Source organism: Streptosporangium sp. NPDC000095, assembly GCF_042899335.1.
Classification (GTDB): Bacteria; Actinomycetota; Actinomycetes; order Streptosporangiales; family Streptosporangiaceae; genus Streptosporangium.
On the sequence record NZ_JBIAZS010000005.1, the window covers coordinates 52,501 to 66,636 of the forward strand.

13 protein-coding genes are annotated in these 14,136 nt (G+C 68.5%); 3 read left to right on the forward strand and 10 right to left on the reverse strand.

Annotated elements, in window-relative coordinates:
- Window positions 1-3: 3 nt before the first annotated feature.
- Complete coding sequence (locus ACFY3V_RS13395; protein WP_362897697.1) at window positions 4-786, forward strand: ABC transporter ATP-binding protein; 783 nt, start codon at window positions 4-6, stop codon at window positions 784-786.
- 65 nt (window positions 787-851) lie between these two features.
- Complete coding sequence (locus ACFY3V_RS13400; RefSeq protein ID WP_350948705.1) at window positions 852-1,856, forward strand: methyltransferase; 1,005 nt, start codon at window positions 852-854, stop codon at window positions 1,854-1,856.
- Window positions 1,857-2,192: 336 nt separating this feature from the next.
- Here ACFY3V_RS13400 and ACFY3V_RS13405 read toward each other — a convergent pair whose 3' ends face one another.
- From ACFY3V_RS13405 to ACFY3V_RS13430, 6 genes are all read right to left on the reverse strand, one after another.
- Window positions 2,193-2,732 (reverse strand): ATP/GTP-binding protein, encoded by a 540-nt coding sequence (locus ACFY3V_RS13405; RefSeq protein ID WP_350948706.1) that lies wholly within the window; start codon window positions 2,730-2,732, stop codon window positions 2,193-2,195.
- A gap of 7 nt (window positions 2,733-2,739) precedes the next feature.
- Complete coding sequence (locus ACFY3V_RS13410; protein WP_350948707.1) at window positions 2,740-3,141, reverse strand: DUF742 domain-containing protein; 402 nt, start codon at window positions 3,139-3,141, stop codon at window positions 2,740-2,742.
- A gap of 9 nt (window positions 3,142-3,150) precedes the next feature.
- Window positions 3,151-3,573 carry a roadblock/LC7 domain-containing protein gene (locus ACFY3V_RS13415; RefSeq protein WP_350948708.1) on the reverse strand — a complete coding sequence of 141 codons (423 nt, stop codon included), beginning with the start codon at window positions 3,571-3,573 and terminating at the stop codon, window positions 3,151-3,153.
- Window positions 3,570-6,536, reverse strand: a complete 2,967-nt coding sequence (locus ACFY3V_RS13420; protein ID WP_362897693.1) for a nitrate- and nitrite sensing domain-containing protein — start codon at window positions 6,534-6,536, stop codon at window positions 3,570-3,572. Before ACFY3V_RS13420 ends, ACFY3V_RS13415 begins: the two co-directional genes overlap by 4 nt.
- A 197-nt stretch (window positions 6,537-6,733) precedes the next feature.
- Window positions 6,734-8,140 (reverse strand): aminobutyraldehyde dehydrogenase, encoded by a 1,407-nt coding sequence (locus tag ACFY3V_RS13425; RefSeq protein WP_350948710.1) that lies wholly within the window; start codon window positions 8,138-8,140, stop codon window positions 6,734-6,736.
- Between the two features lie 34 nt (window positions 8,141-8,174).
- Window positions 8,175-9,314 (reverse strand): nucleotide disphospho-sugar-binding domain-containing protein, encoded by a 1,140-nt coding sequence (locus tag ACFY3V_RS13430; protein ID WP_362925190.1) that lies wholly within the window; start codon window positions 9,312-9,314, stop codon window positions 8,175-8,177.
- A 257-nt stretch (window positions 9,315-9,571) separates the two neighbouring features.
- On the opposite strand from ACFY3V_RS13430, the gene ACFY3V_RS13435 reads away from it, so the two are divergent.
- Window positions 9,572-10,180, forward strand: a complete 609-nt coding sequence (locus ACFY3V_RS13435; RefSeq protein WP_350948712.1) for a TetR family transcriptional regulator — start codon at window positions 9,572-9,574, stop codon at window positions 10,178-10,180.
- On the opposite strand, the gene ACFY3V_RS13440 is transcribed toward ACFY3V_RS13435, so the two are convergent.
- From ACFY3V_RS13440 to ACFY3V_RS13455, 4 genes are read right to left on the reverse strand one after another with little or no spacing between them, the layout of a single operon-like run.
- Window positions 10,174-11,199 (reverse strand): ABC transporter ATP-binding protein, encoded by a 1,026-nt coding sequence (locus tag ACFY3V_RS13440; RefSeq protein ID WP_362897686.1) that lies wholly within the window; start codon window positions 11,197-11,199, stop codon window positions 10,174-10,176. The genes ACFY3V_RS13435 and ACFY3V_RS13440 overlap by 7 nt on opposite strands.
- Window positions 11,199-11,972, reverse strand: coding sequence for an ABC transporter permease (locus ACFY3V_RS13445; RefSeq protein ID WP_362897684.1), 774 nt, complete (start codon window positions 11,970-11,972; stop codon window positions 11,199-11,201). Before ACFY3V_RS13445 ends, ACFY3V_RS13440 begins: the two co-directional genes overlap by 1 nt.
- On the reverse strand, window positions 11,965-12,846 hold the full coding sequence (locus ACFY3V_RS13450; RefSeq protein WP_362897682.1) for an ABC transporter permease: 882 nt from the start codon (window positions 12,844-12,846) through the stop codon (window positions 11,965-11,967). The genes ACFY3V_RS13445 and ACFY3V_RS13450 overlap by 8 nt, the downstream gene beginning before the upstream one ends.
- The gene (locus ACFY3V_RS13455) at window positions 12,843-13,967 is read right to left on the reverse strand and encodes a spermidine/putrescine ABC transporter substrate-binding protein (protein WP_362897680.1); all 1,125 of its coding nucleotides are present in this window, start codon (window positions 13,965-13,967) and stop codon (window positions 12,843-12,845) included. Before ACFY3V_RS13455 ends, ACFY3V_RS13450 begins: the two co-directional genes overlap by 4 nt.
- Between the last annotated feature and the right edge of the window lie 169 nt (window positions 13,968-14,136).

Consider the following 14,136-nt stretch of genomic DNA (forward strand, 5'->3'; position numbering starts at 1 on the left):
GTTGTGCTCGAAATCACGAACCTGTCCCATACCTACGGCAGCGGTCCGAGCGCGCACAACGCGCTGGGCGGCATCAACCTGAAGGTCGCCCAGGGCGAGCTGGTGTGCGTCGTCGGCCCCTCCGGGTGCGGCAAGTCCACCCTGCTGCGCTCCATCGCGGGGCTGCTCCGGCCCAGCGGCGGCCAGGTCACGCTCAACGGCGCCCGCGTGGAGCGGACCCCCGACGATCTGGCCGTGGTGTTCCAGGACTACAGCCGGTCCCTGTTCCCCTGGATGTCGGTGGCCGACAACGTCTCGCTCCCGCTGCGCCGCAAGGGGCTGGACAAGCAGCGGCGCAGGCAGTCGGCGCTGGAGGCGCTGGAGGAGGTCGGCCTGCGGGGCGCCGCGGCCAAATACCCGTGGCAGCTCTCCGGCGGCATGCAGCAGCGGGTGTCCATCGCCCGCGCGCTCGCCTACCGGCCCGCCCTGCTGCTGATGGACGAACCCTTCGGCTCCGTCGACGCCCAGACCCGCGAGGATCTGGAGGACCTCACCCTGCGGGTTCGCGGCCTGCACAACATGACGATCGTGCTGATCACCCACGACATCGACGAGAGCGTCTACGTCGGTGACCGCGTCGTGGTCCTGTCCAAGGCCCCCGCCGGGATCGTGGGCGACCTGCGCGTGGATCTGCCGGGCCCCCGCGACCAGATCACCACCCGCGAGCACCCCGACTTCGTACACCTGCGCGCCGAGGTCGGCCGTCTGGTGCGCGGCATGCGCAGCCCGTCGGCCTCGGCCTCCTGAAGACGACACGACCTTCGCAAACACGGCTCCCCCTCCGGCCCCACCCCGGAGAAGAGAGGATTCTCATGAGCGACCCACAGGCACCGGTCTGGGATGCGATCGGCGGTGTATCCCGTTTCGCCGCCCTGGCCGCGATGGCCGAGCTGGGCTGCGCCGACCACCTGCGAGACGGCGCCCTCACCGTCGACGAGCTCGCGCTGCGCTGCGGCGCCGACGCGTCCGCGCTGGGCAGGGTGCTGCGCCAGCTCGCCTCCATGGGCATGGTCACGACGGTCGCGCCCGGCACGTACGAGCTGACCGAGGCCGGTGCCGTCCTCCGCGAGGACACACCCGGCTCGTTGCGCTCCGCCGTACGGATGATCGCCGAGGACGGCTTCTGGTACGGCATGGGCAAGCTCCCGCAGACCGTTCGCAGCGGAAAGTCGGCCTTCGTGGAGCGGCACGGCCCCCTCTACGAATACCTCGGGGCCCACCCCGAGGCGGGCGCGCTGTTCGACGACTACATGGTGGCCAGGGCACAGCCGTTCGCGGACGCGGTGGCCTCCCGCTACGACTTCTCCGGCCTGCGGACCCTGGTGGACGTGGCCGGCGGCAAGGGGCACATCCTGGCCGCGGTACTGAAGGAGTATTCAGATCTCAGCGGGGTGTTGTTCGACCGGGAACGCGTGGTCAGCGGGGCTCGCAGGTTCTTCGCCGAGGCCGGTCTTGAAGATCGGTGCAGTTTCGTCGAGGGCGACTTCTTCGTCTCCGTGCCCGCCGACGCGGACGCCTACCTGCTGAGCAGCGTGATCCACAACTGGTCGGACGAGGACTCCGTACGGATCCTGCGCAGCATCAGGGAGGTCATCCCCGACGACGGCCGGGTGCTGATCGTGGAGTTCGTGGTCCCGGACGACGACCGGCCGCACATCAGCAAGGACGTCGACATGCGGATGCTCGCCCTTTTCGGCGAGGGGATGGAACGCAGCACCGACGAGTACGCGGAACTCCTGGGCAAGTCGGGTTTCCGGCTCAACCGGCAGATAGAACTCACCGCCGGTTCCTCCATCATCGAGGCTCTGCCGATGTAGGAATGCGAACGACGGCCGGTGGCGTGAGGTTCACGCCACCGGCCGTCGCTGTTTTGTCCGCCTTTCAGGTGGAACCTCTTCCACCCGCGACCGCCTTTCACCCGGGATCGTTTTCGCAGGCCGTTTTCGCGCGAGGCCCTTCCCATCCGGATCACCGTCATATGACCCGCCTTTCGCACCGCCCGGCTTTCGTCCGGCGCCGTTTTTCGCACAAAAAGAAAATGACCACCGTGAAATCGGTGGCCACATGAGCGATTGACGGCGCGTGCCGTCGGACCGCGGGCGAAGACGGGTGTGGGCCCCGCCCCCGAAGGGACGAGGCCCGCACCGGTGACGTCAGACCCTGAGCGTCAGGACGTGCTCGACCAAGGTGATCAAGGTCGACTTCACGGCGTCGCGGGACCGGGCGTCGGTCCGGACGATGGGGATGTGCGGGGAGATCGTCAGAGCCTCCCGCACCTCCTCCTCACCGTGGACGTGCGATCCGCCGAACCCGTTGAGGGCCACGACGAACGGCAGGCCGGCCTCCTCGAAGTAGTCGATCGCCGGGAAGCTGTCGGCCAGCCGCCGGGTGTCGACGAGCACGATCGCACCGATCGCGCCCTTCACGAGGTCGTCCCACATGAACCAGAACCGGTGCTGACCCGGCGTACCGAACAGGTACAGGATCAGGTCACGGTCCAGCGAGACACGGCCGAAGTCCATCGCGACCGTGGTGGTCCGCTTCGTGGGAATGTGCGAGAGGTCGTCGACGTCCGCACTCGCCTCCGTCATCACCGCTTCCGTGGTCAGCGGCATGATCTCGGAGACCGCACCGACGAAGGTCGTCTTGCCGACACCGAACCCGCCGGCAACAACGATCTTCGTCGACGTCATTCCGGCGTCAGAGCCTGCGAAGCCCACTGAGCACCCTTTCAAGCAAATTGAGATCCGGCTTACCCGCATCCAGCGACGGCTGGTGGATCTGCACCAGGCCCTCGGCCGCCATGTCCGCGATCAACACCCGGGTCACGCCGAGAGGCATGCGCAACAGAGCGGAGAGCTCGGCAACCGAGCGCACCTGCCGGGACAGCGAGATGATCGCCTGATATTCCGTGGAGAGCGTGGTGGGGTCCACGCTCGCGAACGTCGCCGAGGAAACCAGCGCCTCGAGAGCGAGCTGCATCCGGGGAGCGGTCCTGCCCCCGGTCACAGCGTACGGGCGAATCAAACGATCTCGTCCGCTCTTGGCCTGAGGCGTGCTCGGGGGGTCGTCCCCCGGACCACGCCAACCTGGTGCGTCCATATCACCCCCCTATCGCTGAACCGACTGCAGCTCGGCCCGGAGCGCAGGCGTAAGCGCCTGGCCGGCACGCTCTGCGAGCAGTGTCATCTGGTAGGCCACGAGGCCCATGTCGCAATCCGGCGCGGCCAGCACGGCCAGCGCGGAACCGTCGCTGATCGACATGGTCAGCAGGAGGCCCCGCTGCATCTCGATCACCGTCTGTACCACAGGACCGCCCTCGAAGACCCGCGAGGCACCCTGGGTGAGGCTGATCAGACCGGCCGTGATGGCGGCGAGCTGGTCCGCCCTGTCCTTGGGGAAACCCTGGGAGTAGGCCAGCGGGAGTCCGTCCGTGGAGACGATCACCGCGTGCGCGACTCCGGGCATCTCCTTCACGAACTCGGTGATCAGCCAGTTGAAGCCGCGAGCGGCCTGGCTGAGTTGGTTGTTCACTGCTGGTTCTCTCCCTCGACGGCGTTGGCTCGCTCGCTCATCTCAGCGCGCCCCTGCCGTACGCCTTGCTGGAAACTGGACAGACGGCTGCGTACCCGTTCCGCCGATATCGGCGGCATCGGGGGGGCCGGAGCCGCCTGGGCCGCCGAGGCGGCTCCGGGGACAAGGTTCGCCTTGGGTACCCGCTTGGGAAGGCCCGCTCCGGTCACGCCACCCTCGACGGGCTTCTTCGCGACCTCGGCGGCGGCCCAGCCCTGGTCGGACGGGGTGCTCCACGGCTGCCTCTCGGCCGCGGGCTCGGCCGGCCGCGACGGCTGCCCCTGCTGCTGCGGCGTCCGCTGCGGCAGTGGTTGCGCCTGTGGCTGCTGCGGCGTCCGCTGCGGCAACGGCTGGGCCTGCTGCGCGGGCGGCGGCGTGGAATGCGTGATCTGCGGGATGTTCTGGGTCTCCAGGCCCTGCGGACCCCGCCTCACCCGCTGTTCCATCGGCCGCGGCTTGACCTCCGGCTCCGGCTCCGGTTCCGGCTCGAGCTCGGGCTCCGGAGTGATGGGCGCGCTGCGGCGGAACCAGTCGGATCCCACCGCCTCGAAGATCGGCAGGAACTCCTCGGGCTCCGGTTCCGTCGGCGGCACCTCGACCACGGGAAGGGCCTGGGTGTTCTCCACCGGCTCCAGCCGGCGCGGCGTCCACGGGTCGATCGCGGGCGGGTCCGGCCAGGCCGAGGGGAACGACGGCGGCGCGGTCGACGCGAGCGGGGACGACCACAGGTCCTCCACCGCCGAGGCGGGCACCACCGGCCCCGACCACATGTCCGCGGACGTCGGCATCGGCACCTGGGGAGGCGGCTGGGAAGGCGCCTGGGCGGGCGGCGTGCCGAGACCGGTCGGCTGCCGGGATCCGCGCGCCGCACCGGTCCCGAACGGGTCCGGGTTCGGAGCGGTCCCGAACGGGTCGGGGTTCACCGAGGCGAACGGGTCCTGGTTGGACATGGACCCGAACGAGCCCGGCTGGCCGTCGAAGGAGCCGGACTGCATGCCCTGCCCCGACATGGCCATCTCGGGCATCAACGGGGACTGGGCGACCACCTGCACCGGCAGGAGCACGACGGCGCTGAGGCCACCGGTGTCCGGGCGCCTGAGCTGGACCCTGATGCCGTGGCGCATGGCCAGGCGGCCGACCACGAACAGACCCATCCGGCGGGAGACCGACAGGTCGACCGCGGGAGGCTCGGCCAGGCGGCGGTTCGCCTCGGCCAGTTCCTCGTCGCTCATGCCGATGCCGGAGTCGGTGACCGCCAGGATGACGGCGCCCGTCTCGTTGCCGTTGCTGGACACCGTGATCTTGGTGTCCTGCGGCGAGAAGAAGATGGCGTTCTCGACGAGCTCCGCGACCAGGTGGACGATGTCGTTGACGGCCTGGCCGATGATCGAGATGCCCGACTCGACCCGGAGGTTGACCCGCTCGTAGTTCTCGACCTCCGACAGCGAGGCGCGGACGACGTCGCTGAGCGGGACGGGCTCGCTCCACCGGCGGCTCTGCTCCTGACCTGCGAGGACGAGGAGGTTCTCGGAGTTTCGGCGCATGCGGGTGGCGAGGTGGTCCAGCTTGAAGAGGCTGCCCAGCCGCCCTTCGTCCTGCTCGCCCTGCTCCAGGTCGTCGATGAGGTCGATCTGCCGTTCCACCAGCGACTGGGTGCGGCGGGAGAGGTTGACGAACATCGCGTTGATGTTGCTGCGCAGGCGGGCCTCGTCACCGGCGAGCCGGATCGCCTCACGGTGGACCTCGTCGAAGGCCCGGGCCACTTCCCCGATCTCGTCGCGGGAGACCACTCCGATGGAGGGCACCTCGACCTGAGGGGCGTGGTCACCGGACTCGCGCAGCACCCGGACGGTCTCGGGCAGCCGGGTGTCGGCGACCTCGAGCGCCTCGCTGCGCAGCCTGCGCAGCGGCCGCACGAGCGTGCCGGCCACCCAGGCGGTGATGAGCAGGATCATGACCAGCAGGACCAGGATCGCCGCACCGGAGATCATCGCGCTGCGCTGCTCGGCGCTCTGCATCTCCTGGCTGCGGGAGACCACCGCGGACGCCAGCCGGCGCTCGACGGTCCGCATGCCCTCCACCGCCGCGGTGGAGTCGTCGTACCAGACGGCCGCGCTCCTGGCCCAGGTGCGGCCGGTCATCCGTTCCAGCGGCTTGTTCTCGCGCATGAGGGACATGACGAGGGCACGGGTGGCGTCGGCCTGGTCGACCTTGGGGCCGTTCACCGAGTCGCGGAAGCTCTTGACGTCGGCGGCCGAGGCGGTGGCCTGGAAGGCGTTCTCCTCGCTCTGCTGGCTCCGGTAGGCGCCGAGGAGGTCGGCGGGGTCGTCGAAGTCGAACTTGCGGTCGAGGAAGCTGATCAGGAGCGTTCCCCGCTGCCTGGCGACCTGCTCCTTGGCCCGGGTCAGCGCGCCCAGCGCGAGCGCGTCTCCGATGAGGCGCTCGTCGCCGCCGCTGCGACCCAGGTCGTCGTGGAGGGTGATGAAGTCGGTGATCATCCGCGTGTACATGCCGAGGGCCGCTCGGGGGAGCACGCTCCCCTCGGCCATCAGCCTGCGCAGGCCGGGGAGCCCGTTGAGCCAGCGGCGGATCTGGGCGACCTCGGTACGGACGCGGGTGGCCTGCGAGGAGTCGAGGGCGTCGATGGCGGCCAGCACCTGGCCACTGCTCCGGTCGACCACGTCGCGCTGATCCCGCACCTTGTTGAGGTTGGCGCGGTTGGTGGCGGCGATGTACCAGGCGGTGAGGTCGCGTTCCTCGGCCATCTCGTGGGAGAGGGTGCCGAGCGAATCGACCAGCCCGGCGACCTGGCTCATCCGGCGGTATCCGTCGGCCGTGGACAGGGCCGTGGTGAGCTGGAGGCCGGTGAGAAGTACGGCCGCGGCGGTCGGGAGCAGGATCAGCGCGACCAGACGGGGACGCACGCGCCAGTTCGCCGGCAGGAGTCGACTGCCCACCCCTGACGCGCGGTGGCTCCGGCGGTCTTGTGTCATCACTGGCCTACGTAACCCCTCGCCGGATTTGGAAGCGGCGGAAGCAATTTGAGCACATCCTTTATGTCACTTCGAATGGAGTAAGTGTGGATATATCCCCACAAAAGGGACATGCGGCATCAAAGCCGTCAGGCCGGTCGGAAGGAATCCCTCACCTCCGGAGCCTGATGTTTGATCATCAGATGGCGGGTCACAGAGTATTCCTGAACCGCCTCCTGACTCATGTCCTTACCGAAGCCACTTCCCTTGACACCGCCGTGCGGCGCCTCGGACGCGATGGGCAGATGGTCGTTCACCCAGGTCACGCCCACGTCGAGCCGGTGCGAGACGCGCAGCGCCCTCGCCACGTCCCTGGACCAGACCGAGGAGGCCAGGCCGTAGGGAGTGTCGTTGGCGAGCCGTACCGCCTCGTCCTCACCGTCGAAGGGCAGGGCCACGAGCACCGGACCGAAAAGTTCTCCCTGAACGATCTCACTGTCCTGCGCCGCGCCCGAAATCAGGGTGGGCGGGTAGTAGAAACCGGGCCCTTCGAGCGGGACACCGCCGTGGAGCACCGAGGCGCCCGCGGCCGCGGCGCGCTCGACGAAGCCGTGGACGCGGTCGCGGTGCGCGGCGGAGATCAGCGGACCGATGTCGGTGGCCGGGTCCCAGGGGTCGCCCACCGTGATCTGGGCCAGCGTCGCGTGCAGCGCCTCGACCGACTCCTCGTACACGTCGCGGGAGATGTAGACCCGGGTCGCGGCGGTGCAGTCCTGGCCGGTGTTGTAGGTGGCGCCCATCGCGACGCCCCTCGCCATCTCGGACAGGTCCGCGTCGCCGAAGACCAGCGCCGGCGCCTTGCCGCCGAGCTCCAGGTGGACCCGCTTCAGCGAGCCGGTGGCGCCGCGCATGACGGCGCGGCCGGTCGCGGTGGAGCCGGTGACGCTCACCATGTCGACGCCGGGGTCGGTGACGAGGGCCTCGCCCACCTCCGCGTCGCCCAGGACGACCTGGAACAGACCGTCGGGCGCGCCGGCGCGGGCGAACAGCCGCGCCATCCTGAGCGTGGTGCCGGGGGTCTGCGGGGCGGGCTTGATGATCACGGCGTTCCCCGCCGCCAGCGCGGGACCGATCTTCCATACCGCCATGACCAGGGGGAAGTTCCAGGGGGCGATCGATCCGACGACCCCGACCGGGCGGCGTACCAGCACCGAGGTGTAGCCGGAGCTGAGCACCCCCGCGCCGGTGCCGTCCAGGGAGCGGGCCGCACCGGCGAAGAAGCGGAGGTTGTCGGCCGCGAACGGCAACTCACCGTCGCGGAAGACCGCGGCGGGCTTGCCGGTCTCGATGACCTCCAGCCGGGTGAGCTCCTCGGCGTCGGCCTCGACGAGGTCGGCGAAGCGCAGCAACACCCTGGACCGTTCGGCCGGGGTCGCCGTGCTCCACTCCTCGAACGCCGCGCGGGCCCGCCGCACGGCGGCGGCCACCTCCTCGATCGAGGTCTCGGCCACCTCCCGCAGGAGGTCGCCGGTCGCCGGATTGATCAACTTGCCCATGGAACTTCCCTTGTCGTGGTGATGCGAAAAGCGATCAGGCCCCTGCCCGCTCGATCAGGTCGGCCGCCTTGCGCAGGCCGTCCCTGCGGCGGATCTCCTCACCCGCGGCGGCCAGGCGCTCGCGCAGCGCGGTGTCGCCCAGCAGCCGCTCCAGCGCGCCGGTCAGCTCCTCGTCGGAGAAGCCGTAGGTGGACAGGCGCACACCGTAGCCGAGCTCGTCGACGCGCTGCGCGTTGTCGTACTGGTCCCAGAACAGGGGCAGCAGGATCATCGGCTTGCCGAAGTGCAGCGCCTCGGTGGTGGTGTTGTTGCCGCCGTGCGTGATGACGAGGTCGACCAGCGGAATGATCTTCGTCTGCGGGACGAACTCGGCGCCCCACATGTTGTCGGCCAGCTTGATCTCCTCGTGCAGCGGGCCCTTGGAGACGATGAAGCGGTACGGGGTGGTGGCCAGCACGTCGACGACCCGCTGCATGAGGCCGACGTCCGCCGAGCCGAGCGAGCCGAGCGAGAAGTAGACCAGCGGCCCCTCCTGGCCGGCGAGCGAGTCGGGGAGCTCGAAGCTCTCGTCCGTCTCGCGCACCGAGGAGTCCAGGCGGTGCCAGGAGTCGCCCAGCGGCCGGGCGTCGGTGTAGTCGGCGATCTCCGGGAAGACGTACAGGTTGAGGTCGCCCTCGTGGATGAAGTCCAGGTCCGGCAGCGCGGGGGCGCCCTGCTCGACGACCCACTCGTTGAAGGCCGTCCAGATCTCGCGGTGGGTGCGGTCGTACTCGGCGTTGAATGCGTCCCACTCGGAACGGTCGTCGGCGGGAAGCCCGGAGAAGACCGGAGCGACGCCCTCGCCGCGCACCTCCAGCGGGTTGCAGGACACGATGCGGACGAACGGCTTGCCCGCCGTCACCAGCGCGGGGAAGGCGATGACGTTGTCCTCGACGATGACATCCGGCCGGACGCGCTCGATAATCGCCTTCAGTTGAGGCTCGCAGTACTTGGCACCGTCGATAAGCGCGTCCCAGATCGGCTTGGTGACCGTCTCCAGCTGTTCCAGGGTCGACTTCCTGTATTCAGGGGCGGTGTCCCTGATGAAGTCCTTCCAGAACTGTCCCGCGTCCTGCTCCTCTTCGGAGGGCGGCGCGAGATCGACAAGGTCCTCCTCGAATCCAAGGGCCTCCAATTTACCCTTCCATGAGGCCTCAGCTGCGAAAACGACTCGATGACCGCGCTTACGAAGAATGTCACCGATGCCGATGCAGTTGTTCGTGGGCCCGTAGGCACTCTCCGGCATGAACAGGATCGTGAGCGACATCACGCCTCCTTGCGTCTAGGGGTTGCGGCTCTTTAGGAATGATTCAATTCTCGGCTGGCAAAAACGCGGGGAAAGGGCCACTATGGACCCCGGCACAGAGCGTGGTTTTCAACGAACGGGGGAGTATGACGCGCAAGGGACGGGCGGACCGGCGCCTGGATCTCATCGCGGCCGCACACCGGGCGATCGTCCGGCACGGCACCGAGGGGGTGCATCTCAACCACGTCGCCGAGGAGGCCGGTCTCACGTCCGGAGCGGTCCTCTACCACTACCCGCGCCTGAGCGAGCTGCTCGTCGACGCCCACCACGCCGGGATGGAACGCTTCTACGAGCAGCGACTCAAGCGGATCAGCGGGATGCGCGACCCCGCAGAGAAGCTCGTGGTGACCATCCGCTCGGGGCTGCCGCACGGCCCGGACGATCCGGACGTCCGGCTGCTCAACGAACTCGGCGGCGCCGCGGCCCGCAACAGGATGTACGCCCTCCTGCTGACCACCCTCTACGACCGCCAGGTCTCGCTCTACCAGAGCATCCTCGACACCGGGGCCGCCCTGGAGACCTTCAGGCTGTCGGGCGACTCCCTGCCCATCGCCCGCAACCTGGTCGCGCTCGAAGACGCGTACGGCTATCGCATAACGGCCCGCCACCCGGTTATCGGCCCGCAGGAGGCGGCGGAACTCATCCTCGTCTACGCCAGGACCGCGACGAACAACCCGCTCAAGTCTTCTCATTGAGGGATCAGCACTCCGTCCCCGTCCGCCCAGCCGAGCGCGACGACGGAACCCGCCCGCACCTGCGTGGCCCCCGGGGTGGCCACCAGGACGGGCGTGGAGCGCCCGCCCACCTGAACCGACACGTGCGAGACGCCGCCGAAGAAGCTCACGTCGACGACCTCGCCGCGCAGCACCCCCTCGTTCCCGATCCTGAGCCGCTCCGGCCGTACGGCGAGCAGCGCGGGCGTGCCGTCGGGCAGGTTCGAGACCCCCGGAAGGATGCCGAGCCCGTCGCCGGCCAGGCCGACCGAGCAGGCCCTGCCGGGGAAGATGTTGTTCGCCCCCACGAAGTCGGCGACGAACGGGGTGCGCGGGCGCTCGTACAGCTCCACCGGGGCGTCCACCTGCTCGACCGAGCCGGCGTTGAAGACCGCGATCCTGTCGGCGAGCGACATCGCCTCCTCCTGGTCGTGGGTGACCACGACGAAGGTGATGCCGACCTCGTTCTGCAGCCGCTTGAGCTCCAACTGCATCTCCGCGCGCACCTTCTTGTCCAGCGCGGACAGCGGCTCGTCGAGCAGCAGCAGGCGCGGCCGCTTCACGATCGCGCGGGCGAGCGCGACCCGCTGGCGCTGGCCGCCGGAGAGCTGATGCGGCCTGCGCCCGGCCATCGCGTCCAGCCCGACCTTCTCCAGCACCTCGTCGACCCTGCTGCGGATCTCCGCCCTGCCCAGCCTCTCCCGCTCCAGGCCGTAGGCGACGTTCTTCGCCACGGTCATGTGCGGGAACAGCGCGTACGACTGGAACATCAGGTTGACCGGGCGGCGGTGGGCCGCCTGGCCGAGCAGGTCGTCGCCGTCGAGCGTGACGGAGCCCTCGTCGGGTGTCTCGAAGCCCGCCAGGATCCGCAGGAGCGTCGTCTTGCCGCAGCCGCTGGGACCGAGCAGCGCGAAGAACTCGCCCTGCCGGATCTCCAGGGAGACGTCCGACAGCGCCGTGACGTCGCCGAACCGGCGGCTGACACCTGTGATCTTCAGCATTAGGACAGCGACTCCGTCAGTCGGGTCATCCGCTGGGTCACGATGACCGCGGTGAAGCTCACCAGCAGCAGCAGCGTGGCCAGCGCGTTGATCTCGGGGGTGACCCCGAAGCGGACCATTGAGTAGATGACGATGGGCAGGGTCGGCGTGGTGGGCGCCGCCGTGAAGTACGCGATGACGAACTCGTCGATCGAGAGGGTGAACGCCAGCAGCGCCCCCGCCATGATGCCCGGCGCCAGCTGCGGCAACGTCACCCGCAGGAACGTGGTGAACGGCGTCGCCCCCAGGTCTCTGGACGCCTCCTCCAGTGAGGTGTCGGCGCCGGTGAGCCGGGTGCGGACCACGGCGGTCACGAACGCCATGCCGAAGACCGTGTGGGCGAGCAGCACCGAGTGCAGCCCGAGGGTCGACTTGATCGTGGCGTAGAACATCAGCAGCCCGATGGCGAGCACCAGGTCGGGCAGGATCGCGGGCAGCACGCCGAGCGCGTCCAGCGTCCGCGACCTGGTGTGCCTGGCCAGGCCCACGGCGAGCAGGGTGCCGAGCACCGTGGCGAGCACGGTGGAGCCCGCGGCCACGACGAGGGTGTTGACCAGTCCTTCGCGGATCTTGGCGTCTCTGGCGAGGACGCCGTACCAGTCCAGGCTGAAGCCCTCGTAGACGTAGGGGGACTCGCCCGCGTTGAACGACATCACGACGAGCACGGCGATCGGCGTGTAGAGGAAGACGTAGGTCACCCAGAAGGGGACGTACAGCAGGCGTGATCTACGCACGTCGGGTACTCCAGGCCTGCAGGAGCAGCAGGACGATCAGCACGGCGATCAGCGCCAGCGCGAGGGTGGACCCGAACGGCCAGTCGCGCGCCTTGAGGAACTGGTCCCTGATCAGGTTGCCGACCATGATGGAACGGCCGCCGCCGAGCAGCTCGGGGATGACGAAGTTGCCGAAACTCGGCACGAAGACGAACAGGCAGCCGGTGAGCACCCCCGGCAGGGTGAGCGGCAGCGTCACCGACACGAACGTGCGCGCGGGTGAGGCGCCGAGGTTCGCCGAGGCCTCGCGCAGTTGCGGGTCGAGCTTCTCGATCGCCGCGTACAGCGGCAGGACCATCAGCGGGAGGTACGAGTAGATCAGGCCGGTGACGATGGTGCCCTGGTTGTAGAGCAGTTCCAGCGGGCTGTCGATCAGCCCCAGGTCCATCAGCGTGCTGTTGACCAGGCCCGGACCGCTCAGCAGGATGATCCAGGCGTAGATGCGGACCAGGAAGTTGGTCCAGAACGGCAGCACGATCGCCACCAGGGCGATCGTCTTCCACTTCCGCGGGAGCTGGGCGATGAGATAGGCCGTCGGATAGCCCACCAGCAGGGCGATCAGTGTCGCGATCGTGGCCAGCTTCAGCGAGCCGAGCACGATCTCCAGATAGAGCGGGTCGAGCAGCCGGGTGAAGTTCTTCCCGGTGACCTCGTAGACCACCCCGCCGAACCGGCCCCTGCGGAAGATCGTGAAGCTGATGAGCAGGGCGAGCGGTACCAGCAGGAAGACGAGCAGGTAGATCAGGCCGGGCCCCAGGAAGACGAGCCTTCCCAGCGCACGCGACCGGCGCGCCCGCGATCTCGCGGACGCGCCGGAAACGGCGGAACGTGTCACTGCTTCGCCGTGACCTCGGTCGCGAGCTGGGTGAACTTGGCCGAGTCCTCGCCCAGGTCGATGATCGACTCGCCCTTGAGCAGGTCGGAGGGGCTCATCTGCAGCGGGGCGTTGTCAGCCTTGAGCTTGGGGTCCAGCGCGTCCATCGCGGCCTTGTTCGGGACCTTGTAGAGGATGTTCTCCGCGGCCCAGGCGTGGACCTTCGGGTCCAGGATGTAGTTGATGAAGGCGTGTCCCGCCTCCTTGTTCTTGGAGGACTTCAGCACGACCATGGTGTCCACCCACAGGTCGCTGCCTTCCTTCGGCACCACGAACTTGATGTTCTTCTCGGTGGTCGGGCACCAGCCGTCCCACGCCTCGACCATCACGGCCTCGCCGCTCTTGAGCATGTCTCCGAAGGTGACGTCCTCGTACTTGAGCAGCTTCGGCTTGGCCTCCTCCAGCTTCGCCTTGACCTTGGCGAGCTCCTCGTCGCTCCTGGTGTTGACCGAGTAGCCGAGTGCCTTGATGGCGGGAAGGGCGAGCCAGCGCTCGGTGGTCATCATCGTGACCTTCTTCACCGCGTCCGCCGGCGGGTTGAGAATATCGTTCCAACTCGTCGGAGGCGTCTTCACCAGGTCGGTGCGGTAGCAGATGCCCGTGGTGCCCCAGGTGTAGGGAACCGAGAAGACGTTGCCCTTGTCGTAGGACAGCTCCTTGGCCTCGGGGTAGAGGTTCGCGAGGTTGGGGATCAGCTCGGGGCTGAGCTGCTCGAGCAGTCCGGCCTCGTTGAGCGCCTGGGCGTACTGGCCGGAGACGAAGGCCACGTCGATGCCGGTGTCGGCGCCGCTGGTGAGCTTCGCCATGACGTCCTCGTTGGTGGCGTGCTCCGTCACCTTGAGGGTCGTCTTGAGGTTGTCCTTGATCCTCTGGGGCAGGTCCTCGGGCGTATAGCCTGTCCAGACAGAGATGGTGATGCTCTGCTTGGAAAGGTCCGCGTTGGGGTTGAGCTGCGCCGTCGAGGCACCGGCGGCGGGCGCGGCGGAGTCCGCGGCCTCCCCGCCACATGCCGAGACTGCGAGCGCGAGACCGGCGGCCAGGGCGGCGGCCGGAAGACGACGGGTGTACCGGGTGCGGGACACGACCGCTACTCCTTCAGAATTCAGTGTAAGTGGGGTAGACCGGCCGTAAGGGACACGGCAGACCAAAGCAGGAGTGTTGCAGTCAACATTAACTTGAGCAAGACTTCCACCGACATCACCACTGGAGAGTTTGGTCCGTTTGTTAAATCCTGCTTCAATCTGGCACCGG